The organism is Agromyces sp. Leaf222 (assembly GCF_001421565.1).
Lineage (GTDB): Bacteria > Actinomycetota > Actinomycetes > Actinomycetales > Microbacteriaceae > Agromyces.
In genome coordinates, this window is record NZ_LMKQ01000001.1 from 2,311,159 (window position 1) to 2,333,521 (window position 22,363).

Genomic DNA, 22,363 nt, shown 5'->3' on the forward strand with positions numbered 1-22,363 from the left:
TTGGGGGTGGTGCGTGCGTTGGGCCTGTTCAGCGTGTGACGGCCGGCGCGGCGAACGCGGTGGCGACCGGCGTGGCCGGTCTGGAGCGGGGGCGGGTGCGGGCGGGTCCGATGTGCGGGGCCGGGACGGCGGCACCGACGAGGTTGCGGATCTCGCCGATGCCCTCGACGCGCATGACGACCTCGTCGCCCTCGACGAGCGGCGGCGGGAGGAGCTCGCCTGCGCGGCCCCACAGCTCGCCGAGGCATCCGCCGTTGCCGGCCGTGCCGGAGCCGAGCACGTCGCCGGGTGCGACGCGGGAGTTGCGCGAGGCGTACGCGACGAGTTCCGCGAACGGCCAGCCCATGTTCGAGAGCAGGTCGTGGCCGATCCGCACGCCGTTGACGAGCACCTCCATGCCGATCGGCAGGAACCCCTCGTCGTCGTGGCGGTCGGCGAACTCGTCGGCGGTGACGATCCACGGGCCGAGGGTCGTGGCGAAGTCCTTGCCCTTGCACGGGCCGAGCCGCACCTTCATCTCTCGGCCCTGGATGTCGCGGGCCGACCAGTCGTTGAAGATCGTGTAGCCGAAGATGTGGTCGCCGGCCTCGGCGGGGTCGAGGTTCGTGCCATCGCGGGTCGTGCCGTCGCTGCCGTGGACTCCCCCGATAACGGCGGCGACCTCGAGCTCGAAGTCGAGCCGCTCGGTCTGCGGCGGCCGCACCGTGTCGCCGGTGGCGATGAGCGAGTGCGGATTCGTGAAGTAGAAGGTCGGGAACTCGTACCATTCGGCATCCACGCCCTGCCCGCCGGACACCGAGCGCACGACGCCCTCGACGTGCTCCTCGAATGCGACGAAGTCGCGGACGCTCGGCGGTACGACCGGCGGCAGGAGCCGCACGTCCGCAAGCGGGAGACGCCTCGCCGGTTCGGACTCGGCGGCACCGGCCGCGGCATCCGCGATCCACGGAACCTCGGCGAGGCCCATGTGCAGCACGTCGGCGACCGTGAGCTGATCTGGGAATCGCACGACCTGATCGCCGACGACGAACCCCTCGCCGACGGTGCCGTCGTGCTCCCAACGGGCGATCCTCATCGGGTCACCGCCCGGTCCAGGGCCGGGATGAGCGACCGGATGTTGCCGGACAGGATCCCCTGCTCGGTCGACGCGTCGAGTCCCGCCTCGCGGACGCTCGCGACGGGATCTTCGACGCCCATGTCGAACGGGAAGTCGCTGCCGAGCACGACCCGGTCGGCCCCGGCCGCGTCCACGAGGATGCGGAGGCCCGTCGCATCGTGCACGAGCGAGTCGAACCAGAGTCGTCGCAGGTAGCTCGACGGCAGCTCGCGGCATCCGTGCACCTCGGGCCGGGCCCGCCACGCGTGGTCGCTGCGGCCGATGTACGCGGGCAGGTATCCGCCGCCGTGCGCGGCCACGATCCGCAGGCGCGGATGCCGGTCGAGCACGCCCGAGAAGATCAGATGCGAGAGCGCGACCGCGTTCTCGGTGGGCTGGCCGACCGTGTTGGCGAGGTAGTAGCGGTCGAGCCGCTCGTCGAGCGTGCAGCCGAACGGGTGCAGGAAGACGACCGCGTCGAGCTCCTCCGCCCGCGACCAGAACGGCTCCAGCCGCTCGTCGGACAGCTCGACGTCGCCGGCGCCCGACGAGATCTCGACGCCGACGAGTCCGAGGTCGAGCACGGCGTACTCGAGCGCACCGACGAGCAGCGACGGATGCTGCAACGGCACGAGTCCGAGCCCGAGGAGGCGCTCGGGCGCGGAGGCCACGAGCTCGGCGGTCGCCAGCGACGCCGCCCGCGCGACCCGATCGGCGAGCTCGGCATCCGCCCACGGGTAGTAGTGGGAGGGCGACGGCGAGACGACCTGCACGTCGACGCCCGTGGCGTCCATCGCGGCGAGACGGGCCCCGAGATCGGTCAGCTTCGCGAATCGCTCGCGGATCATCGCACCGGATGCGGCCTGCGATTCGGGTCCGTTGCGCCGGGTCTCGAGGTCGGCCGCGGCCGCGAATCCCTCTGGGTCACCGGCCTGCACGACGGCCTGCAGCGCCGGCAGCAGCACGTGCGCGTGCACGTCGACGACGGGATCGTTCGCGCTCATGCCGGCTCGCTCACGAGGGAGCCGATGCGGTACATGAGGCCCGGCACGTCGGCGTCGCGATCGTGCTCGAGCATCCACTGCCCCACCTGCACGGATGCGTCGACGACGGCCTTGGCGCGCGGCAGCCGTCGGGCGTGGAACTCGGCCCACAGCGCGGCGTCGACGGCATCACGATCCAGGAGCAGCTCGGCGAGCACGAGGGCGTCCTCCGCTGCCTGCGCGGCACCCTGGGCGATCGTGGGCGGGCAGCTGTGGGCGGCGTCGCCGATGATGACCACACGACCGCGGTTCCAGGCATCCGGCACGAGATGAGCGGTGAACCAGGTGTAGTTCACGCGAGCGGATGCGGTCAGCGAGGATCGGATCTCATTCCACGGCCCGCCGTACCCCTGCGACAGGTCGCGCATGAGTTCGATGCGCTCGTTCTCATCGAGGTCGCCGTGGTCCTGCGCCGCCTCGACGAGGTAGGCGTACATCGTGTCCTCGCCGGTCGGGCAGTAGCCGGCGATGAAGGCGGGGCCGCCGTAGTAGAGGTCGGTGTGCGTGACCGAATCGGGGCGGGGCACGAACGCGCGCCAGATGCCCATGCCGGTCCGGTGGGGCTGGGTCTGGATGCCGAGCATCGACCGGATCGTCGAGTGCAGGCCGTCGGCGCCGATCAGCAGGTCGTATCGACCGGTGCTGCCGTCGGAGAGCGCGACGTCGACGCCGTCGTCGTCCTGCTCGAACGAGGTGACGGTCGCCCCGAGGTGGATGCCCGCCCCGACCTCACGGGCGCGTTCGGTCAGGATACGGGCGAGGTCCGGTCGGTACATGCCCGCGGTGGCCGGGAAGTCGTCGCCGCCGGTGCGCTGGTCGGGGATCTGCGCGAGCACCGGGGCCTCGGGTCCGGGCGCGCGGATGCCGAGCACGTCGAACGAGTAGGACTCCTCCTGCACGGCGGGCCAGATGCCGAGACGGCCGAAGATGCGCAGGGCGTTGCCCTGCAACGTGATGCCGGAGCCGAGCGCCCCCGGGTCGGGCTTCTGCTCGAACACGTCGACGTGCACGCCACCCTCGGCGAGGAGGATCGCGGCGGCGATGCCGGCGACCCCTCCCCCGGCGATGGCGACTCGAGAGACTGCGGTCATCATTGACTCCTTGTGGTTCTGCGGTGGTGCTCGGTCGTGCTGCGGGTTGGTGCGCGGGCGGCGCGGGCCGTGCGCGGTCGGGCGGGGGTTGTGCGGACTACTTGAGGGCGATGGGGTTCACGGGCGATCCGACCGCGCCGGTGATCGGCAGCGGCGGGGCGGTGAGGAGGAACTCGTAGCGGCCGTCGGCGGCGCAGTCCTCGGCGAGGGCGTCGAGGTCCCACATCTCCCCCACGGTCAGGCCGATGTTCGGGATCACGATCTGGTGGAGCGGCTGGAACGCCTCGTCGAACTCGTTGGGCCGCACCTCGAACCCCCACGTGTCGGTCGCGACGGCGGCCACTTCGGTGCGGTGGATCCAGCCGGCGGTCGTGAACGAGAGCCCGGCGCTCGGGCCTCCGGCGTAGCCGTTCCACCCCTCCCGCCGTGCGCGGGTGTAGCGACCGGTGCGCACGAGCAGGAGGTCGCCGCGGCCGACGCGAGACGTCGGTCCCTGCGCGGCGATGCACGCCTCCAGGTCGTCGACGGTGATCGCATAGCCGTCGGGCAGCTCGTCGGTGCCCGGCCCGCCCAGTCGCGGCCCGAGGAATCGGCCCACGTCGAGCAGCACGCCGCGGCCGACGATGGCGGATGCCGCGTGCTCGATGCCCGTGACGAGGTCGCCCTCGCTCGTGACCACCCGGCCGGCCGGGCGGCCGTTCCAGGCCACGCCGCGATCGAAGATGTGGCCGAGGCCGTCCCACTGGGTCGAGCACTGCAGCGGCATCGCGATGACGTCGTCCGCGCCGCCGAGACCGTGCGGGAACCCCTGGCCGACGAACTCGGCATCGGTGCCCGTGTCGAGCATGGTGTGCACGGGGTTCGTGCGGCGGCGCCATCCCTGCTGCGGGCCGTTCATGTCGAACGGCTGCGACAGAGAGAAGGATGCCCCGCGCTGCACGAGTGCGGCGGCCCGGGCCCTGGCATCGTCGTCGATGAAGTTGAGGGTGCCGAGACGGTCGTCCTCGCCCCATCGACCCCAGTTGCGGTAGGCCTCGGCGGCCGCCGCGATGTGCGTCAAGGGCTCGCCGCGGTCCAGCTCGGCCGGGTCCTCGGTGAGCGCACGCGGGTTCCCGGTGGTCGTGCTCATGCCGGCACCCGTGCTGCTGCGGTACGCACGACCTGCGATCCGAGGCCCTCGATCGTGCCGACCATCACGTCGCCGTCGCGCAGCATCCGCCCGTGGACGACGCCGTTGCCGGCGGGGCTGCCGGTCAGGAGCAGGTCGCCCGGCAGGAGCGGCATCGTCTCGGATGCGGCGGCGATGAGCGCGGGGATGCCGAAGAGGAGGTCGGAGGTCTCGGCATCCTGCATCGTCTCGCCGTTGACGGTGAGCGTGAGGTGCAGGGTGCCGGGGTCGGCGACGTGGCGTGCCGGGACCAGGAACGGACCGGTCGGCAGGAAGCCGGGCGCGTTCTTGGCCCGGTACCAGTCGGTGCCGATGTCTTTCATGTCCTGGCGGAACACGAGGTCGCGCGTCGTGACGTCGTTGACGATCGTGTAGCCGGCGACGTGCTCGAGCGCGTCCTCACGGGCGACGCGGAACGCCGGCGCGCCGATGACGACCGCGAGCTCGAGTTCCCAGTCGTGCTGGTCGCTGTAGGCGGGCAGTTCGAGGATCTCGTCTGCGCCGACCACGCATGCGGGCAGGCCGATGAAGAAGTACGGGATGCCCTCGCGTGCCCGGCGGTCCATGAGGTCGGCCGCCCACTCGCGCAGCTCCTCGATGGGGCGCGGGTCCTGCTTCGCGCGGCCGGCGACGACCAGGTCGATGACGTGCGTGCGGTAGTTCGCACCGGTCTGGAGCACCTGGCGGGGCTCGACGGGGGCGAGCAGGGTGACGCTCCCGAGCGGGACCCACGAGGCATCCGTGCTGCCGTCGGCGGTCGTGGCGAGCACGGCCAGTCGGTCCCATGCGGCATCGCCCTGCGCGAGGAAGTCATTGAGGGAGGGTGCGCCGAGCTCCGATGAGGAGAGCGGGCGGATGCGATCGCCGACGACGAGTCCGGGCACGGGGCCGGTGTCGGATGCGAATCGGGCGAGCGCGAAGGGGGCGGTCAGGCCTGACGACGTCGTCACGTGTGGATCTCCGTTCGCCGGATGCTTCGGTGCATCCGGTGTGCTCGATCCAATAGCGTCTGCGCGCATCAGCAAAGCGGAGATCACTGATACGTCGCATCACTCCGCCTGATAGTCGCGTCGCTGGCGGGTGTCCAGCTGGAGTATCAATGCCGTCGATGCGTGGTATCCGCAGATTCACCTTCCCGGATACCTCGATGCCACGCAGTGTGGTCGTGTGGCGCCCCGCGCGCTCGACCCAACCGAACGACCGAAGGATCAACGATGATCAAACTCCTCTCCCACCTCGCGCATGTCGAGATCGCGGCGCCCGACCCCGCGGCATCCGTCTCCTTCTACGAGCGGCTCGTGGGTGTCCGCGCGATCGCGAGCGAAGGCGGCAAGACCTACCTGCGCTCGTGGGGCGACTACTACGACTACAGCCTCGTGATCTCGCACGGCGCCGAGCCGGCGCTCGTCGAGATGGCCTGGCGCACCACGAGCGACGAGGCCCTCGATGAGGCCGCCCGCCGCATCGAGGCTGCCGGCATCACGGGCGTCTGGCACGACTCGGGCTTCGGCCACGGACGCTCGTACACGTTCACGGGCCCGTACGGCCACACCATGAAGCTGTTCTGGGACGTCGACAAGTACCAGGGCGAGGGCGAGTTCGCCTCGGTCTTCCCCGACCGCCCCGAGCGCCGCACGCGCCACGCCGTCGGTCCGCGATCGCTCGACCACGTGACCGTCGCAGCGCGCGACGTGCGTGGATTCGCCGAGTGGTACCGCGACGTGCTCGGTTTCCGCATCATGGCGTACACGGTGCTCGACGAAGCACCCGTCACCGTCTTCGGCGTCATCACGACCAACGAGAAGTCGCACGACCTCGGCGTCGTGCTCGACACGTCGCAGCGCACCGGCCGCGTGAACCACTACGCATACTGGGTGGACACCCGCGAAGACCTGCTCCAGGCCGCCGACGTGCTCATGGAGAACGGCGTCGCCATGGAGTACGGCCCCTCGATCCACGGCATCGGCGAGCAGAACTTCCTCTACTTCCGCGACCCGAGCGGCATGCGCGTCGAGGTCAACACCGGCGGCTACCGCAACTACGTGCCGGACTGGGAGCCGAACGACTGGAAGCCCTCGCAGGGCTCCAACAACCTCTATCGCAACGGCGCCATGCCGATGTCGATGACCGAGTCCTTCCCGCCGGATGCCGCCCCGTCGGCCACGGAGGAGGGCCTGCACCCCGACACGGCCGAGGCGATCATCGCCGACGCGCTCGCGAACCCGTACGCGAAGCAGGGCCGCGGCTGATCCACGGCTGATCCGTCGCCGGCGCTGCGAGGCCGCCCGACCCGGGAGACCGGGCTCGGGCGGCCTCGTCCGTTGCACGAGGCGAACCGGGGTCAGGCGGGTTCGGACGCCGACGGGAGCAGGGCGGCGGCGACCGCGAAGGCGATCACGACGGCGCCGATGCCCACGAGTCCGACCGCAGCGGTCAACGAACCGACGCCCGTCGTCAACGCGGCCATGCCGACCGGTGTGAGGAACTGGCCGAAGAAGAAGGCGGCGGTCCACAGGCCCGTGATGCGACCGCGATCGCCGAAGTTCGCCGCGGCGACGACCCAGGTGATCAGCCCCGGGAGGAGCAGCCCGGATCCGAACGACGCCAGGACGGCTCCGACGATGACCCCGCCCGACGGGACGAGCCAGACGACCAGCATGCCCACGGCCTGGATGACGAACGCCGCAGGAAGGACGACGCCCCGCGGCAACCGGGACACGCGAGGGAACGACAGCCCGCCGAGGACGGTCGCGAGCGAACACACCGCTGCGACCCAGCCGATCACGTGCGTGTCGTCGACGGCGACTCCGGTTCCGACCACGAGATAGCCGACCTCGAGCACCATCACGTAGAACGTGAATCCGCCGAAGACGCTGACCAGGAGCGGAACCCCGATCCGTTCCCACGGGATCCGGCCGCGGACGCGGAAGCGTCCGGGGGTCGTCGAGTGGGCGTCGATCATGCGGGCGTCCGCATCGGCATCCGTGGGCTCCCAGAGGAGCGTCGACATGACCGAGGCGATGATCAGGCTCACCGCGTACACCCAGAACGGCGTCTGCCAGCCCGCCCAGCCGAGCGCACCGCCGAGCAGGATGAACGCCGTCGCCGCGAGCGTCGTCACCACGGTCTGCAGCGCGAGGTACCGGTTGCGACGTCGCTCCCCGGGGAAGTAGTCCACGAGCAGCGTCGTGCAGGCCGTCATGATGGCCGCCTCGCAGATCCCGACGAGCACGCGCGTGGCGAGGATCACGGACAAGTCGTCGACCCAGGCGGGCACCGTTCCCACCACGGCGTAGGCGATCAGCGCCCAGAACAGGAGCGGCTTCCGGCCGAATCGATCGACGATCTGCCCGGCGAACGGCGCGAAGACCGCGATCATCAGGGCCGGGAGGGCCACGATCATGGGAACGAGGACCTCCGAAGCCGGCACGTCCCCGAAGTGCTCCGAGAGCTGCGGCAGCACCGGGGTGATCAGCACGGATCCCAGAACCGGCATGCAACTGCCCGCGAGGAGCGGGGCGGCCTGCGAGGCTCCTGCACGACGGTGAGTGGGGTCCGTTCGTCGTTCAGCGGCGCGGTGGCCCATCACGTCGCACCGGCGCGGGTGCGCTCCAGGACGGAGATCGCCTGACTCATCCGGCCGGCGCCTCGTACTCGGCGGGAGTCCCGTCGACCTCCGCTCCACGGTCGTCGCTCATGCGAGCACGACGCGCATCGGCATGCGCTTCCACGCCCGGAGCGTATTGTTCAGGTGGCGCTCCGGGGTTCCGATGAGCTGGACCGACGCGACCCGTCGCGCCAGCGCTGTGATGAGGGACACCGCTTCGAGCCGCGCGACGTGCTGGCCGACGCACTGGTGGATGCCCATGCCGAACCCGACGTGGCCGGAGGGGTCGCGGGAGAGGTCGAACCGCTCGGGGGCCTCCCAACGCCTCGGGTCGGAGTTGGCCGAACCCAGGAACATCAGGATCTTGCGGCGGGCCGGGATCCGCACTCCCCCGAGTTCGATGTCCCGCGTGGTCGTCCGGAAGAACGTCTGCACGGGCGCCTCGAGCCTGATCGCCTCGTCGAAGGCCACGCGCGCCAGCGCCGGCTGGGCGCGGAGCTGCGCCCACGCGTCCGGATGCGTCGCGAACGCGTGGAGCACCGCGCCGATGGCGTGCACCGTGGTGTCAACGCCGGCCGAGAGCAGCGACCGCACGATGAGCGGGGCCTGGTCGGCGGTCAGGTCGCCGCGGTCGGCGGCGGCCCAGATCGCAGAACCGAAGCCGCCGGGACTGAGGCGATCGCGCGCGCACTGCTCGTTCACCCAGGCCGAGTGCTCGCCGATCTGCGGCGCTCCGTGCCGCACGAGGAAGTTCTCGGGCCCGAAGCTGTTGAACAGGTGGTCGCCGTAGGGCAGCAGGTGTTCCCGGCCCTCGGCGGGGATCCCGACGGCGTCGGGGAACACGCGGAGCGGGAAGGCCTCTGCGAACGCCTCGACGGCGTCGAACTCCGTGCCTCGCGCGAGCACCTCGTCGACGAGCTCATCCGCGTCGGCCTGCCAGCGGGGAGCCAGCTCCCGGAGTTCGCGCGGGCCCAGGATCTTCTCGAGCACCGACCGCGGCGCATCGTGATGCGGAGGGTCGGCCTCGAGGAGCAGGCTCGGCGGCCGCCACGGCGCCTCGCTTCGGAAGTCGGTGATGCCGACGCCGGCCGAGGACTCGAACCCCTGCCAGTCGAGGAGCGCCTCGCGCACGGTCTCGTAACGACCCATCGCGTAGACGCCGTAGCGCTCGAGGAGCACCACCTCCCCCGCTTCGCGAAGACGATGCTGGAAGGGAAGCGGGTCGGCGAGGACCTCCCGGCTGAACGGGTCCTCGTCGGTGGTGGGAATCGCCGTGGCGGGCGGTGGCGTACGGGTGGTCATCAGGGCTCTCTTCGTCGAGGCGGATGTCGCGGTGGGTCGGTCGTCGGGTCGGATGTCGCGGTGGTCGGTCGTCGGGTCGGCCAGTCGTCCCGGTCGACCATCGGAGGCGCGGCGCGTCAGAGGGAGATCACGAGGCGGTCGCTCTTCGCCCTCGAGACGCACGGGAAGAAGCAGGTGCCGTCTGCGCGCTCCGCGTCGTCGAGGATCGAGTCGCGGTGGTCGGGCACGCCGGCCACGATGCTCGTCTCGCACGTGCCGCAGACGCCGCGCGAGCACGACGTGAGCAGGTCGAAACCGGCGCTCCGCAGCGCGTCGGCGACCGCAACACCCGGCGCCACGCGGATGCTCCGCCCGGAGCCGGCGACCTCCACCTCGAACGGCGTCGTGCGTGCCGGCTCACCTCGGTCGGCCGCCGCGAAGCGCTCGACCCTGGTCCATCCGGGCCTCCGCTCGGCGGCGAGCTGCGAGACGGCCTCGGTCAGGCGTGCGGGACCGCACGCGTAGACCTTCGTCTGCGGCATCGCTGCGGCATCCGGCCCCGTCTCGAGCCATGAACGGATGTCGGTGGGCCCGTGCTCGTCGGAGGCACGAATCGTGACCCGCTCGCCGTACCGCGCGAGTTCGTCGAGGAAGGCCATCCGGGCACGCGAGCGGCCGATGTAGAGCAGCCGCCAGTCGGAGCCGAGCAGCGTCGCCGCGCGCAGCATCGGGAGCAACGGCGTGATGCCGATGCCACCGGCGACGAACGCGAACGCGGGTGCGGGGGTCAGGCGGAAGTTGTTGCGCGGGCCGCCGAACCCGACCGCGTCGCCCTCACGGAGCTCGTCATGGACGTAGCGCGATCCACCGCTGCCGCCGGCCTCGCGGAGGACGGCGATGCGGTAGATGGAGGCCTCACGGGGGTCGCCGTGCAGGGAGTACTGGCGAGTGGTGCCATCGGGCAGCACGAGGTCGAGATGTGCACCGGGGGTCCAGTCGGGGAGGCGACCTCCATCGCGACGTTGCAGCACGAGGGAGACGACACCGTCGGCGACCTTCGTCTTCGCGGCGACCACCAGCACGTCGTCCCCGGTCTCGATCAGCGTCATCGCTGCCTCCCTGTCTTCGTCGACGATCGGTAGGGACACGGTAGGTCGGGTGCGAGCTCGATTGTGGGCGATTTCGAATCAATCGAAAACCAACTAGGCTCGACGCACGAAGGAGGCATGATGGCACGCGCATCCGCAGGCCGATCGACGCTGAGTCGCCAGCTGCAGCTGCTCGACGCGTTCAGCATCGACTCCCCGTTCCTCAGCCTCTCCGAACTCTCGAGACGCAGCGGGCTGCCGATCGGCACCACGCACGCGCTGCTCGCCGACCTCGAGGAGCAGCGGCTCGTCGAACGCGGCGCCGACCGCAGCTATCGCCTCGGGGTGCGCCTCTGGGAGCTCGCCTGTCGGACGCCGGGCGCCCTGGGACTGCGCGAGATCGCCATGCCGCATCTCCAAGCGGTGCATGGCGCGCTCGGACAGCACGTGCAGCTCGGCATCCTGAGCGGCGGCGACGTGCTCTTCCTCGAACGGCTGTCGAGCCGCGACGCCGTCGTGAACGCGACGATCATCGGCGGACGCCTCCCCCTGCATGCCTCGGCCGCGGGCCTCGTGCTGCTGGCCGACGCCGATGCCGCCACCCGCGACGAGGTGCTGGCCGGCCCCCTGCGCTCCCTCACCGACGCAACCATCGTGGATGCCGCGGAGCTGCGCCGTGTCCTCCACCGCGTTCGCACGCAGCGCTTCGCCGTCGCCGACGGGTACATCCACCCGAGCGCCCGCGGCATCGCGGTGCCGGTCACGGGCGCAGCCGGCGAGACCGTCGCGTCCGTCGGCGCGGTCGTGCCGAACGACGACGCACCATGGATGCCGCTCGTCGAGTCGCTGCAGTCGGCCGCCGAGCGCATCTCGGCAGCACTCCGCGCGGCAGCGCTGCCGCAGACCCACCCCGAGGCGAGCCCCGGCGGACGCTACCGCGCGCTCGTCAGCTCGTCGGACGAGTCGATGCAGTACCTGGCCGGTCCGACGAACCGACGGTCGCGGACCGTACCCGCTCGAGCAACTCCTCGCTGAGGGCGTTGCCGGCGTCGACCGCGAGCCGGTGGATCGGAAGCCCGCCGATCATGAGCACCGCCGTCGGATTCGTCAGCATGCCGATCGTCGCGCCGGTCGGATCCGCCGTGCGAAGCTCGTCGAGCAGCAGCACGCCGGCGACGGGGTGGTCGAGCCATTCGACCAGGGTCGAGTGCCGGGTGAGCGGCGCGGCGACCTCCGTTCCGGCGATCTCGACGAGCACGGTGCGGCGGATGTCGCGTGACGACGCCGCGAAGTCGAACCCGTGTGCGCCCCCGTCGACGACCCATCCGCCGCCCACCTCATCCCATCGCTCCACGGAACGACGGTCGACGCGAACCGAAACGGATCCGGTCGCCCCCGGCTCGAGTTCAACGGCCGCGAACGCGGCGAGCTTGTGAACGGGTCGGCGCACCGGCGACGCCGGCGGTGAGACGTACACCTGCACCACGGCACGACCGGCCCGCTCGCCGGTGTTGCGAACGGTCGCGGTCGCCACCCATCCGGAGCCGTCGGGCGTGACCATCGCATCCTCGAATTCGAAGGTCGTGTAGGTCAGGCCGTGGCCGAAGGGGTACGCGACCGGCGACCCGGCGACGTCGTGACCGCGGTATCCGACGAAGACGCCCTCGCCGTACACGCTGCGGCCGCCTTCGCCGGGAAAGCTCAGGTAGCTCGGGGTGTCCGCGAGTGCGAGGGGCATCGTCTCCGCGAGCCGCCCGGAGGGGGCTGCAGCCCCGACGAGCAGGTCTGCGAGCGCGGTGGAGACGCCCTGTCCCGCAAGGCCCGCGAGGAGGATCGCGTCGACGGAGGGTCGCCATGGCTCGAGGGAGACCACGCCGCCGGCGATCACGACGACCACCGTGCGCGGAGCAGCCAGGGCGACCCGGCTGATCAGGCGGACCTGCGCCTCGGGCAAGTCGATCGTGGTGCGGTCGTAGCCCTCCGATTCCGCCGTCTCGGGCAGTCCGACGACGACCACGGCGACGTCGGATGCCGCGGCGACGCGGACCGCCTCGGCGAGCAGTTCATCGCTCGTCGTCACGGCATCGGGCAGGTACCCGGGCGCGTGATCCACGGCGCCGACGAGCGGGCGGAGCGCCTCGACGATCGAACCGGCCGCGGGAGCATTGACGCCGGCGCTTCCAGCGCCCTGGATCCGAGGCTCGTCGGCGAGGGCGCCGATGACGCCGACCCGAGCGGCGCCGCCCAGGGGCAGCGTCTCGTGCTCGTTCCTGACGAGCACGGCGGCCTTCCGCGCCGCCTCGACGGCGAGCGCGGCGGCACGTTCGCGGTCGACCGGGCGCGCGTCGACTCGCGCCGAGACCCGTTCGCCGAGTGCGATGACCCGTTCGGCGGACCGACGCACGACGGACTCGTCGAGCACGCCCGCTCGCACCGCCTCGACGACCTGCGCGTCGGATGCCCCTGAGGTCGACGGCATCTCGAGGTCGAGACCGGCGCTGACCGCACGGACCCGGTCCTCGACCGCGCCCCAGTCGGAGACCACGACCCCGTCGAAGCCCCATTCGTCGCGCAGGATGCCGGTGAGCAGGCGTCGGTCTTCGCTCACGTAGGAGCCGTTGACCCGGTTGTAGGACGCCATCACGAGCCAGGGCTTCGCCTCGGTGACGACCGCTTCGAAGGCGGCGAGATAGAGCTCCCGCAGGGCGCGTTCGGAGACCTCGGCGCTCACGCGCATCCGGTCGGTCTCCTGGTTGTTCGCGACGAAGTGCTTGACGCAAGCCCCGACACCCGCGGCCTGCACACCGCGGACGAACGCCGCTGCGAGGCGGGCCGTGAGCAGGGGGTCTTCGGAGAAGTACTCGAAGTTGCGGCCGCCGAGGGGGGAACGCTTGAGGTTCATGCCGGGGCTCAACAGCACGTCGGCACCGGCGGCACGCGCCTCGTCGGCGATCGCGCCTGCGACTCGCTCGACGAGCTCGGGGTCCCACGTCGACGCCATCGCCGACGACGTCGGGAAGCAGGTGGCCGGCACCTTGCCCGACCAGTCCGGCAGGTTCATCGCGACGCCGTTGGACCCGTCGGTCATCATCACGGCGCGGATGCCGCGCTCCGGCAGGGCCTTCGTCGATGCGAAGTCGGCACCCGAAAGCAGGCTCGCCGCCTCTTCGAGAAGGAGGTCGGCGGCGAGCGCCCCTGCGGTCGGCCTCGCGTCCGCCAACTCGTCGGAGTTCATCGCGAACCCTCCAGGATCATCTGTGCGCGCTCTTCGGGGTTGTGGATGTTCCATCTTCGCGGTCGCGAAGGGTCCTCCTCGGGTGCCCGATGGGCGAACTCGAACCGGTGGGCGCCGGCCCCCACGATCTCGACGCGGTCGGTCCCATCCGGAAGGACCACCTCGGCCGTGACCCCGACCGGGATCAGGACGTCGACGATCATCCGTCCGCCTTCCCGGGCCCACTCGCACGAGATCGTGCCGAACGGGCTGTCGTGGCGCACCGAAGCGCGTCCGAGACCGCCGCCGGGTCGCGGTGCGATGCGCACCCGTCGATAGCCTGGCTCGACTTCGGCCAGTCCCCCGACGACCCGGTGGAGGAAGTCCGCCACCGCCCCGAGGGCGTAGTGGTTGAACGAGGTCATCTCGCCGGGGTTGATGCTGCCGTCGGGCAGCATGCTGTCCCATCGCTCCCAGACCGTGGTCGCGCCCATGGTGACCGCGTAGAGCCAGGACGGCGCCTCCGTGCGGAGGAGCAGGTGGTAGGCGTCGTCGAGGTGGCCGGTCGAGGCGAGGGCATCGCACACGATCGGCGTGCCGACGAATCCGGTGGCGATCAGGTGGTCGCCCTCGGCCACGAGTTCGGCGAGGCGCTCACCCGCCTCGCGGTACTGGTCGCCCTCGAGCAGTTCGAAGGCGATCGCCACCGACAGGGCGGTCACCGTGTCGCTGACGACCCTGCCCGAGGGCGCGACGTAGTTCGTGCGGAACGCCGTCGTCGCGAGGTCGGCGATGCGGGCGTAGCGCGCCGCGGCGGCCGTATCGCCGAGCAGTTCTGCGGCGGCCAGCACCAGCCGCGCAGTCCGCGCGTGGTAGGCCGTCGCGACCAGGGTGGCGTCGGTTCGAGAGTCGCCCGGGCGCTCGGGCGGCGCAGCGGGATCGAGCCAGTCGCCGAGCTGGAAGCCCTCGTTCCAATGGCCGGTCTCGTGCGTGAGCGCGAAGACCTGGTCGACCCACGCCCCCATGCTCTCGAAATGCGTGCGCAGGAGTTCGAGGTCCCCGGTCCGGCGGTAGAGCGTCCACGGCACGATGACCGCCGCATCGCCCCAAGCCGCAGCGGGGTCCACCGGGAAGCCGCAGTCGATCCAGGGATGGAAGTTGAGCACCGACCCGGTCTCCCGCTGCTCGGCGGCGAGGTCCCTGAGCCAGTTCTCGAGCACGCCGGTGGCGTCGAACAGATGTGCTGCGGTGGGGGCGAAGACCTGGATGTCGCCGCTCCAGCCGAGCCGTTCGTCGCGCTGGGGGCAGTCGGTGGGCAGGTCGACGAAGTTGTCGCGCATGCTCCAGACCACGTTCTCGTGGAAGCGGTCGAGCAGGTCGTGGTCGGTCTCGAACCAGCCCGTTCGGCGCATGTCGGAGTGGACCACGAGGGCCTCGATCCCGTCGGTGCCGGCGTCGGCCGGCCATCCGGTGATCTCGGCGTACCGGAATCCGTGCAGCGTGAACCTCGGAGTCCAGGTCACGGGCTCGTCGGTGGCGAACACATACTCGTCCTCGGACGTGGCCGAGCGGAGCGGGCGGAGAGCGAGCTCTCCCCCGTCGAGCACCTCCGCGTGCCGAAGCGTCACGGACTCCCCCGGCAGGCCCGCAACGGTGAGGCGGAGCTTGCCCGCGATGTTCTGGCCGAAGTCGAGCAGGAGGCGGCCGTCGTCGCGTCGTTCCGCGGCGACCGGATGGATCGCCTCGATCACGCGGACCGGCGGGCCGGTCGGAGCTTCGAGTTCAGCGGTGAAGCGGCGTCGAGGCAGGATGTCGGTGGCGCTCCATTCCTCTGCGTCGAACCCGGGTGCCGACCAACCGGCCTGCTCGAGGCGAGCGTCGTGGCGTTCGCCCTCGTAGAGCCCGGTGGCGACGATGGGCGCCGGCGACTGCGTCCAGTGCAACGGCACGACGCGTGCACCGAGATCGTCCTCGACCTCCAACTGCAGCAGGAGCGAGACATCCGTGCCGTAGTTGTCCCAGAGACCGCCGTTGAACCCGAGCCGGCCGCGGTACCAGCCGTCAGCGAGCCACGCGCCGATCGCATTCCGCCCGTCGGCCAACCTCTCGGTGATGTCGACCGTGCGATAGCGGAGGCGGTGACGGTAGCTGGACCATCCGGGCGCGAGCACCTCGTCGGATGCCGCGGTGCCGTTCACCTCGAGGTCGTAGACCCCGTGGGCCGTCACGTACACCCGTGCCCGGCGCACCCGGCCGACGAGCTCGAGCTCCGCACGGAGAAGCGTCGCCGGTCGTGCGCCGTCTTGCGGCGTATGCAGCGACGGGGAGACCCATTCGACCACCCAGTCAGCGGCATCGAGAAGGCCGGCCTCGACGCGAACCGGCCGGCTCCACGCGGTGGGTACCTCGACTCCGACGAGATGGGTGCGAACGCGCACCTCGGCGGCTTCGCGGGACCGGAGCGGGCGCGCGGGCCATGGTTGGAAGAGCGTGTCGGCGGAATCGACGAAGATCGTCGTCGACTCGTCACTGCCGACGAAGCTCACCTCGGCTTCGTACGCGCGCTGCGCGAGCTCACCGCCGACGGCCCAGCTCAGGCGCGGGGCCGCGACGCCGATGCCGAGCGTCGGGGCGTCGTGCTCGAGCCGGAGGCCCTCGACCCCGGTCATCCCTTCACCGAGCCGGCCGTGAGGCCCTTCATCACGCGCTGGTTGAGGAAGAGGTAGATCGCGAGCGTGCCGATGACGTTGACGGCGATCGCCGCGAACGTGGGTCCGTACTGGATCTGGCCGAACTGCCCGGTGAAGTTCAGGAGACCGACCTGGATGGTGCGCAGGTCGTCGCGGGTCGTGAACGTCAGGGCGATGAGCAGGTCGTTCCAGATGAAGAAGAACTGCACCAGGGCGACGGTGAAGATCGCGTTCCGCACGAGCGGGAACCCGATGGTCCAGAACATCCGGAAGATGTTGGCCCCGTCGAGGGTCGCGGCCTCGAAGATCTCACGCGGAACGCTGCGGAAGTAGGTGGCCATCATGAACACGGTCAACGGTAGGCCGATCGCCGTGTACGTGATGATGAGCGGCCAGAGCGTCCCGGTGAGGCCGGCACGGAAGTAGATGGTGAAGAGCGGGAGCAGGATCATCTGGCCCGGGATCATGATGCCCGCGAGGAATGCCAGCAGCACCGGCCCACGGCCCTTCCAGACCATGACCTCGAGCGCGAAGCCGGCCGCGACGCCGAAGACGATCGTGAGGAAGAGTGCCGGGACGACCGCGAGCACGCTGTTGCGGATGTAGACCGCGAGGTTGCCGGTGGTCCACGCCTCGACGTAGTTGTCGAAGTTGGTCCAGTCCTCCGGCAGCGCCCAGGTCGGGTTGTTCAGGAACTCCTCCTGCGTCTTCAGCGAGCCGGTGAGCAGCCAGAAGAGCGGGTAGACCACGACGACGAGGAGGATGCCGACGATGATCCAGACGGGGATGCGTCGCACGATCCGGATGAAGCGGGGCGAGCGATCGGTGAAGGTGGCGGTCATGGTTCAGCCCTTGGTCAGATCGCGGCGCGAGGAACGGAAGATGAAGATCGTGACGAGCAGGCAGATGATCGTCAGCAGCAACGCGATCGAGCTTCCGTACCCGTACTCGCCGTATGTGAAGGACGTCTGGTACATGTACAGCGTGAGCGGCGTGGTCGTGTTGCCCGGACCGCCGTTGGTGAGCGCGAGCACCGAGTCGAAGACCTTGAGGGTGCCGTTGACGCTGAAGATGATCGAGGAGAGCAGCACGGGCAGCGACAGCGGGATCACGATGTGCCGAACGAGGCGCCAGCCGGATGCACCGTCGAGGCGCGCGGACTCGAACAGGTCGTCGGGGATGTCGACCAGGCCGGCGTAGAGCAGCACGGCGTAGAAGCCCATCGAGCGCCAGAGGTCCATGAGGATGAGCACGAGGAACGCGGTGTCGGGCGACGCGAACCAGTCGACCGACTGGATGCCGACGAGGTTCAGCAGGTCGTTGACGAGGCCGTTCTGCGGGGCGATCTTGAACAGCTCCTGGAAGAGCAGCGCCACGGCGACGGTCGGCAGCACGACGGGGAAGAACGCGAGGGTGCGGATGAGGCTCGACGCCTTGCGGAGCCAGAACACGTAGATGAGGGCGAGCAGGTAGCCGAAGCCGACCTGCGCGATGGTCAGGACGACCGCGTACTTGAGGGTGAAGACGAGGGCATCGGCGATCTTCGGGTCCGTGAACAAGGTTGCGAAGTTGTTGAGACCGACGAATTCGAAGCCCGTGATCGGGTTGCCCTCGAACACCGTGTAGCCGAGCGACCAGAAGATCGGCACCAGCATCACGAGGGTGTAGACGAGCAGGGCGGGGCCCAGCAGGACAAGGATGGCGCGCCAGTCGCCGAGTACGCGGTTCACAGAGTTGCTTTCGGTCGAGATGTGGGCCGAGGGTCGCGCGGGGCGCGACCCTCGGCCTCTTCGGGTGGGGTGTTACTTCAGGTCCGCCTGGACCATCTCCATGAACTTCTCGGGCGTGATCGCACCGGTGACCAGCTGCGACGCGTTGGTCTGGCTCGTCGTGGCCGCCTTCGCGTTGAACAGCGCCTCGAACCAGAGCACGCTCTGGGTCGTCTCGTCGATGCGCTCCTGCACGGCCTGCGTGAGCGGCGGCAGGTCTTCGACGGGCTCGTTCACGGCGAAGCCGGTGATGACGCCCTGCTCGCCGAGCGAGGTCGAGCCGAAGTTCTCGGCGAAGCAGCCGAGCCATGCGGAGACGTCGTCGGAGTAGCTCGCCTTGGAGAGCGCGAGCGGCACGCCGACGTTGGCGGCGAGCTGGTCACGGCTGCCTGCGCCGCCCTCGACCTCGGGGAACGGCATGAACCCGATGTTCTCGGCACCGATCTGGTTCTGCGCGGGGTCGTTGAAGTTCGCGAGGATCCAGCTGCCCATGTAGAACATGCCGGCTTCACCCGTGAGGAACTGGTTGACCGCGGTCATGTAGTCGATCGAGCCGACCGACGGGCCGAAGTAGCCTGCCTTGCCGAGGTCGGCGACCGCCGCCGCCGCTTCGACGTATTCGGGGTCGGTGAGCGAGGCCTCGCCGTCGATGACCTTCTGCAGGGCATCCGGGCCGATGGTGCGGAACAGGTAGTTGCCCACGAGACGCGTGAGCGGCCAGCCGTCCTGACCGTCTGCGGAGAACGCCGTGACGCCCGCCGCGCTCAGCTTCGCCGCAGCGTCGGTGAGCTCGTCCCAGGTGGTCGGCTCGTCGATGCCGTTCTCGGCGAAGAGCTGCTTGTTGTACCAGATGCCCTCGACGTTGAACTCGGTCGGGAGCACGTAGACGTCTCCGCCGTAGAGGGCCTCGATGGTGGAGCGGGCTGCGGGGATGATCGCGTCGGTCTGGTCGAGCTCCTCGAGGGCCGCGTCGACATCGACGAGCTTGCCGCCGTCGTTGAGGTCCTTGGCGACCTGCGGCGAGTTGCCGCTGGCGAAGAGCACCGGGAGGGCGTTCTGGCCGGCGAGCAGCTGGAGCTGCTGGTCGTAGCTGGCCTGCGGCTGGGTGGTGATGTCGAGCGGGAGCGCCTCGTTCTCCGTCGAGCAGCTGCCGGTGCTGAGCGAGGTCAGCGTGTCCTGGATGCTCGTGTTCTCGGCGAACGACAAGTACGTGAGGTCGGTCGGCGCCGTGGTCTCGCCGCCGCCGCTGTCGCCCGAACAGGCGGTCAGCAGGAGCGCGGTGGCTCCCAGTCCTGCGATGAGCGGTACGAATCGTCGCGCTCGGTTGCGTGCTGTGGTCACAGTTCCTCCTTGAATGCGGCCGCGCCATCGAGTTGTAGCGCTGCAAGAGGATGCTAAGCGGATGTCGAGGGCGCCGCCTCGGAGAAGGCGTGATTTCGGGCATGGGCATCCTGATACCTCCTATCACGGGCATGGATAGCCCCGACATCGCGCGGTTTGGAACGCTGCAACGATCGCGTACGCTGTGCTCATGACGATCACCTCGACGACGAGCCACGGCGGCCAGAGGCCATCCGGCGCGACGAGCACCGGCACCGCGGGCATCGCCGATGTCGCCTCCCTCGCGGGTGTCTCCCAGTCGACCGTGTCGAACGTCCTGAACCACCGCGAACGCGTCGCCGCCGAGACGATCGACCGCGTCGAGCGGGCCATCTCGATGCTCGGCTACGTGCCGAACGGGGCCGCGCGCTCGCTCGCGGCCGGCCGCACGAGGTCGATCGGACTGGTCCTCTCCGACCTCGGCAACTCGCTCTTCGTCGACATCGCCCGCGGCGCGGAGCAGGCGGCCGAGGAGCGTGGCCTGTCGTTGCTCGTGGCGAACGCCGACGGCCGGCTCGAGCGCGAAGACCGCTACGTCGAGCTCTTCACCGAATCCCGCGTGCTCGGCACCCTGCTGACCCTGAACGACGAGACGCACTACCGTGCCCTGTCGACTCGGCGCGCTCGCGCCACCGTCCTCACGCTGCTCAACTTCCATGCCGACGCCGCGGCGTTCTGCAGCGCGTACTTCGACAACGAAGCCGGCGGCCGCCTGGCGACGCAGCACCTCCTTGACACCGGACGTTCCAGGCTGGTGTTCGTCGGCGGTCCGAACGCGTTGCAGCCGGTCGCCGAGCGACGAGAGGGCTTCCGGCGCACCCTCGCGGCCGCCGGCGTGCGCCCCGTCGACGAGCTCTCGCCCGACGGCATCAATCGGGCCGACGGATGGCAGGTCGGCCGACGTCTCGCGCCCCGGGTCGCGTCGGGCGAGATCGACGGCGTCGTTGCCGCATCCGACCTGCTCGCCGCCGGCATCGTGCAGGCGTTCACCGAGACCGCGGGGCTCTCGGTGCCGGCATCCGTCGGCGTGATCGGGTACGACAACAACCAGGCCGCATGGGATGCGCCGATCCCGATCTCCACGATCAGCCAGCCGGGCACCGAACTCGGCTACGCGGGGGTCGGCCTGCTGCTCGATGACATCGATTCCGGAGACCACGAGCATCGTGCGGTTCGACTCGAACCCTCGCTCGTGGTACGACGGAGCACAGGGCGTTAGGTCGAGCCGACGAAGGGACCACGTCGATGGTGACGGATGGAACAGGGCGACCGGCCGGAACCGAGGCCGGCGGTGAACGTCCTCGCGGGCCGATGCAACTCGCCTCGATCGATCTCAACCTGCTCGTTCCGCTGCAGGCGCTGCTCGAGGAGCGCGGTGTCAGCCGGGCGGCTGAACGCCTCTTCATGAGCCAGCCTGCGCTCTCGGCTGCGCTCGCGCGGCTCCGCCGACACTTCAACGACGAACTGCTGGTCCGTTCCGGCAACCACTACGTGCTCAGCACCCTCGGGGCCGAACTCCTCGCGGAGGTCAGCGGTGCGACCAACACGCTCATCAAGCTCTTCGGCACGCAGGCGGAATTCCGCCCCGCCGAGAGCCATCGCGAGTTCAGGCTGGTCTGCTCCGACTACGTCGCCGCCGTCTTCGGTGCGCCGCTCGCCAGGGCCGTCGCGGCGGCCGCGCCCGACACCCAGTTGCGGTTCGAACACGTCCAGGACGACGTCGTCGACAATGCGCCGGACTCCCTTCGAGAGATCGATGGCCTCTTCCTGCCGCACGGCTACTTCGAGCATGCCGAGCACCTCGACCTGTTCGTCGACCCCTGGGCCTGCATCGTCTCGGCACCAGAGGATGGCGCCGATGCCGCGGAGCTGACCGTCGACGCGCTCGGCGTCCGCCCATGGGCGGTCACGTACAGCGGTCGCACCGCTGTGACGAGCGCGACACGTCAGCTCCACACGCTCGGCGTGTACCCGCGGACCGAGGTCGTCACGCGAAGCTTCCTCACCCTGCCCGACATGGTCGCGGGCACCGATCGGGTCGCGTTCGTGCCCGGATCCCTCGCGGCCCGCTTCATGGACCGACCGGACGTGACGGTGGTCGCGTCGCCGCTCGAGCTCCCACTGATCCGGCAGGCGTTCTGGTGGAGCCCGACGCATGACGAGGATGCCGGGCACCGGTGGTTGCGGGCGATGGTCGAGACCGTCGCCGCCGACCTGGCCGGCAGCGTGTGATGCGGAATGGGGAGTCCGTCCATTGAGGGACTCCCCCTCGCTCGAACCGACCTAGACGATCGCAGCGCGTAGTTCGGCTGCCGCCGCGCCCACGTCGGGAGCACCGTAGATCGCACCTCCGGCAACCGCGACCCGAGCACCCGACTGCTGCACGGCGGCGATGGTGGTGGCGTTGATGCCGCCGGCGACCGAGAACGGGACGCCGGATGCCTCCCCGTCCCTGAGCAGGGTCGAGAACGTGAAGCCCGCCTCGGCCTGCTCGTCCAACCCGGCGTGCATCTCGACGAACTCGACCCCGAGTGCCACGACCTCCTTCGCCCGCGCGGGCTTGTCCGCCACGCCGATCAGGTCGACGACGATGCCCTTGCCGTGCTTCTTCGCGGCCTTGACCGCCCCCACGATGGTGCTGTCCCCGGCCGACCCGAGCACGGTCACGAGGTCCGCGCCTGCGGCGAAGGCGATGTCGGCCTCGAGCTCGCCGGCGTCCATGGTCTTCAGGTCGGCGAACACGACCTTGTCGGGATGCGCCGACTTCACGGCGGTGATGGCGGAGAGGCCCGCGCTCTTGATCAACGGCGTACCGAGCTCGAGGATGTCGACATGCGGCGCCGCGGCGGCGGCGAGTTCCAGAGCGGCCTCGGTGGTCAGGGTGTCCATGGCGAACTGCAGTTTCATCGGTTTCCTTCTGTGGGTTGGGTGGTGGT

At 70.1% G+C, this 22,363-nt stretch carries 18 protein-coding genes; 4 read left to right on the plus strand and 14 right to left on the minus strand.

All coding sequences use genetic code 11. The features are described from left to right. Positions 1 to 28: 28 nt before the first annotated feature. The 5 genes from ASE68_RS10260 to ASE68_RS10280 all read right to left on the minus strand — a co-directional run bounded on the left by ASE68_RS10260 (position 29) and on the right by ASE68_RS10280 (position 5,348). Complete coding sequence (locus ASE68_RS10260; RefSeq protein ID WP_055858014.1) at positions 29 to 1,075, minus strand: fumarylacetoacetate hydrolase family protein; 1,047 nt, start codon at positions 1,073 to 1,075, stop codon at positions 29 to 31. Continuing rightward, the gene (locus ASE68_RS10265; RefSeq protein ID WP_055858015.1) at positions 1,072 to 2,100 is read right to left on the minus strand and encodes an amidohydrolase family protein; all 1,029 of its coding nucleotides are present in this window, start codon (positions 2,098 to 2,100) and stop codon (positions 1,072 to 1,074) included. Before ASE68_RS10265 ends, ASE68_RS10260 begins: the two co-directional genes overlap by 4 nt. Further along, positions 2,097 to 3,230, minus strand: coding sequence for an FAD-dependent monooxygenase (locus tag ASE68_RS10270; RefSeq protein WP_055861115.1), 1,134 nt, complete (start codon positions 3,228 to 3,230; stop codon positions 2,097 to 2,099). Before ASE68_RS10270 ends, ASE68_RS10265 begins: the two co-directional genes overlap by 4 nt. 97 nt (positions 3,231 to 3,327) lie before the next feature. Next, complete coding sequence (locus ASE68_RS10275) at positions 3,328 to 4,359, minus strand: cyclase family protein (protein WP_055858016.1); 1,032 nt, start codon at positions 4,357 to 4,359, stop codon at positions 3,328 to 3,330. Then, complete coding sequence (locus tag ASE68_RS10280; protein WP_235480814.1) at positions 4,356 to 5,348, minus strand: fumarylacetoacetate hydrolase family protein; 993 nt, start codon at positions 5,346 to 5,348, stop codon at positions 4,356 to 4,358. The genes ASE68_RS10275 and ASE68_RS10280 overlap by 4 nt, the downstream gene beginning before the upstream one ends. A 264-nt stretch (positions 5,349 to 5,612) precedes the next feature. Here ASE68_RS10280 and ASE68_RS10285 point away from each other — a divergent pair, with 264 nt between their 5' ends. Then, a complete protein-coding gene (locus ASE68_RS10285) occupies positions 5,613 to 6,647 on the plus strand; it encodes a VOC family protein (RefSeq protein WP_055858017.1) in 1,035 nt (344 codons plus the stop codon). 92 nt (positions 6,648 to 6,739) lie between these two features. Here ASE68_RS10285 and ASE68_RS10290 read toward each other — a convergent pair whose 3' ends face one another. From ASE68_RS10290 to ASE68_RS10300, 3 genes are all read right to left on the minus strand, one after another. Continuing rightward, the gene (locus tag ASE68_RS10290; RefSeq protein ID WP_055858020.1) at positions 6,740 to 7,984 is read right to left on the minus strand and encodes an MFS transporter; all 1,245 of its coding nucleotides are present in this window, start codon (positions 7,982 to 7,984) and stop codon (positions 6,740 to 6,742) included. 108 nt (positions 7,985 to 8,092) lie between these two features. Next, the gene (locus tag ASE68_RS10295; protein ID WP_055858022.1) at positions 8,093 to 9,307 is read right to left on the minus strand and encodes a cytochrome P450; all 1,215 of its coding nucleotides are present in this window, start codon (positions 9,305 to 9,307) and stop codon (positions 8,093 to 8,095) included. Positions 9,308 to 9,423: 116 nt separating this feature from the next. After that, complete coding sequence (locus tag ASE68_RS10300; protein ID WP_055858024.1) at positions 9,424 to 10,395, minus strand: PDR/VanB family oxidoreductase; 972 nt, start codon at positions 10,393 to 10,395, stop codon at positions 9,424 to 9,426. A 120-nt stretch (positions 10,396 to 10,515) separates the two neighbouring features. On the opposite strand from ASE68_RS10300, the gene ASE68_RS10305 reads away from it, so the two are divergent. Beyond that, the gene (locus ASE68_RS10305; RefSeq protein WP_082462352.1) at positions 10,516 to 11,409 is read left to right on the plus strand and encodes an IclR family transcriptional regulator; all 894 of its coding nucleotides are present in this window, start codon (positions 10,516 to 10,518) and stop codon (positions 11,407 to 11,409) included. Here the strand turns inward: ASE68_RS10305 and ASE68_RS10310 are convergent. The 5 genes from ASE68_RS10310 to ASE68_RS10330 form a co-directional block, all read right to left on the minus strand. Continuing rightward, positions 11,321 to 13,609: a glycoside hydrolase family 3 C-terminal domain-containing protein gene (locus ASE68_RS10310; protein ID WP_055858027.1), complete on the minus strand. Its 2,289-nt coding sequence runs from the start codon at positions 13,607 to 13,609 to the stop codon at positions 11,321 to 11,323. The two genes, ASE68_RS10305 and ASE68_RS10310, sit on opposite strands and share 89 nt — an antisense overlap. Further along, positions 13,606 to 16,257, minus strand: a complete 2,652-nt coding sequence (locus ASE68_RS10315) for a family 78 glycoside hydrolase catalytic domain (RefSeq protein WP_082462163.1) — start codon at positions 16,255 to 16,257, stop codon at positions 13,606 to 13,608. The genes ASE68_RS10310 and ASE68_RS10315 overlap by 4 nt, the downstream gene beginning before the upstream one ends. Continuing rightward, on the minus strand, positions 16,254 to 17,120 hold the full coding sequence (locus ASE68_RS10320; RefSeq protein ID WP_055858030.1) for a carbohydrate ABC transporter permease: 867 nt from the start codon (positions 17,118 to 17,120) through the stop codon (positions 16,254 to 16,256). The genes ASE68_RS10315 and ASE68_RS10320 overlap by 4 nt, the downstream gene beginning before the upstream one ends. A 3-nt stretch (positions 17,121 to 17,123) precedes the next feature. Next, the gene (locus ASE68_RS10325) at positions 17,124 to 18,008 is read right to left on the minus strand and encodes a carbohydrate ABC transporter permease (protein WP_055858032.1); all 885 of its coding nucleotides are present in this window, start codon (positions 18,006 to 18,008) and stop codon (positions 17,124 to 17,126) included. 72 nt (positions 18,009 to 18,080) lie between these two features. After that, entirely contained in the window at positions 18,081 to 19,388 is a 1,308-nt protein-coding gene (locus ASE68_RS10330) for an ABC transporter substrate-binding protein (RefSeq protein ID WP_055858034.1), read from the minus strand. 190 nt (positions 19,389 to 19,578) lie between these two features. Between ASE68_RS10330 and ASE68_RS10335 the strand changes: the two genes are divergently transcribed. Then, positions 19,579 to 20,646, plus strand: a complete 1,068-nt coding sequence (locus ASE68_RS10335) for a LacI family DNA-binding transcriptional regulator (RefSeq protein ID WP_082462354.1) — start codon at positions 19,579 to 19,581, stop codon at positions 20,644 to 20,646. A 92-nt stretch (positions 20,647 to 20,738) separates the two neighbouring features. Further along, positions 20,739 to 21,659, plus strand: coding sequence for a LysR family transcriptional regulator (locus ASE68_RS10340; RefSeq protein ID WP_055858036.1), 921 nt, complete (start codon positions 20,739 to 20,741; stop codon positions 21,657 to 21,659). A 51-nt stretch (positions 21,660 to 21,710) separates the two neighbouring features. On the opposite strand, the gene hxlA is transcribed toward ASE68_RS10340, so the two are convergent. Next, positions 21,711 to 22,334: a 3-hexulose-6-phosphate synthase gene (hxlA, locus tag ASE68_RS10345; RefSeq protein ID WP_055858039.1), complete on the minus strand. Its 624-nt coding sequence runs from the start codon at positions 22,332 to 22,334 to the stop codon at positions 21,711 to 21,713. Positions 22,335 to 22,363 lie beyond the last annotated feature (29 nt).

Coding starts and splice junctions, on each gene's coding strand:
- ASE68_RS10260 (WP_055858014.1), bottom strand. CDS start 1,075: ATGAGGATCGCCCGTTGGGAGCACGACGGCACCGTCGGCGAGGGGTTC.
- ASE68_RS10265 (WP_055858015.1), bottom strand. CDS start 2,100: ATGAGCGCGAACGATCCCGTCGTCGACGTGCACGCGCACGTGCTGCTG.
- ASE68_RS10270 (WP_055861115.1), bottom strand. CDS start 3,230: ATGACCGCAGTCTCTCGAGTCGCCATCGCCGGGGGAGGGGTCGCCGGC.
- ASE68_RS10275 (WP_055858016.1), bottom strand. CDS start 4,359: ATGAGCACGACCACCGGGAACCCGCGTGCGCTCACCGAGGACCCGGCC.
- ASE68_RS10285 (WP_055858017.1), top strand. CDS start 5,613: ATGATCAAACTCCTCTCCCACCTCGCGCATGTCGAGATCGCGGCGCCC.
- ASE68_RS10290 (WP_055858020.1), bottom strand. CDS start 7,984: ATGGGCCACCGCGCCGCTGAACGACGAACGGACCCCACTCACCGTCGT.
- ASE68_RS10295 (WP_055858022.1), bottom strand. CDS start 9,307: ATGACCACCCGTACGCCACCGCCCGCCACGGCGATTCCCACCACCGAC.
- ASE68_RS10300 (WP_055858024.1), bottom strand. CDS start 10,395: ATGACGCTGATCGAGACCGGGGACGACGTGCTGGTGGTCGCCGCGAAG.
- ASE68_RS10305 (WP_082462352.1), top strand. CDS start 10,516: ATGGCACGCGCATCCGCAGGCCGATCGACGCTGAGTCGCCAGCTGCAG.
- ASE68_RS10310 (WP_055858027.1), bottom strand. CDS start 13,609: ATGAACTCCGACGAGTTGGCGGACGCGAGGCCGACCGCAGGGGCGCTC.
- ASE68_RS10315 (WP_082462163.1), bottom strand. CDS start 16,257: ATGACCGGGGTCGAGGGCCTCCGGCTCGAGCACGACGCCCCGACGCTC.
- ASE68_RS10320 (WP_055858030.1), bottom strand. CDS start 17,120: ATGACCGCCACCTTCACCGATCGCTCGCCCCGCTTCATCCGGATCGTG.
- ASE68_RS10335 (WP_082462354.1), top strand. CDS start 19,579: ATGACGATCACCTCGACGACGAGCCACGGCGGCCAGAGGCCATCCGGC.
- ASE68_RS10340 (WP_055858036.1), top strand. CDS start 20,739: ATGCAACTCGCCTCGATCGATCTCAACCTGCTCGTTCCGCTGCAGGCG.
- hxlA (WP_055858039.1), bottom strand. CDS start 22,334: ATGAAACTGCAGTTCGCCATGGACACCCTGACCACCGAGGCCGCTCTG.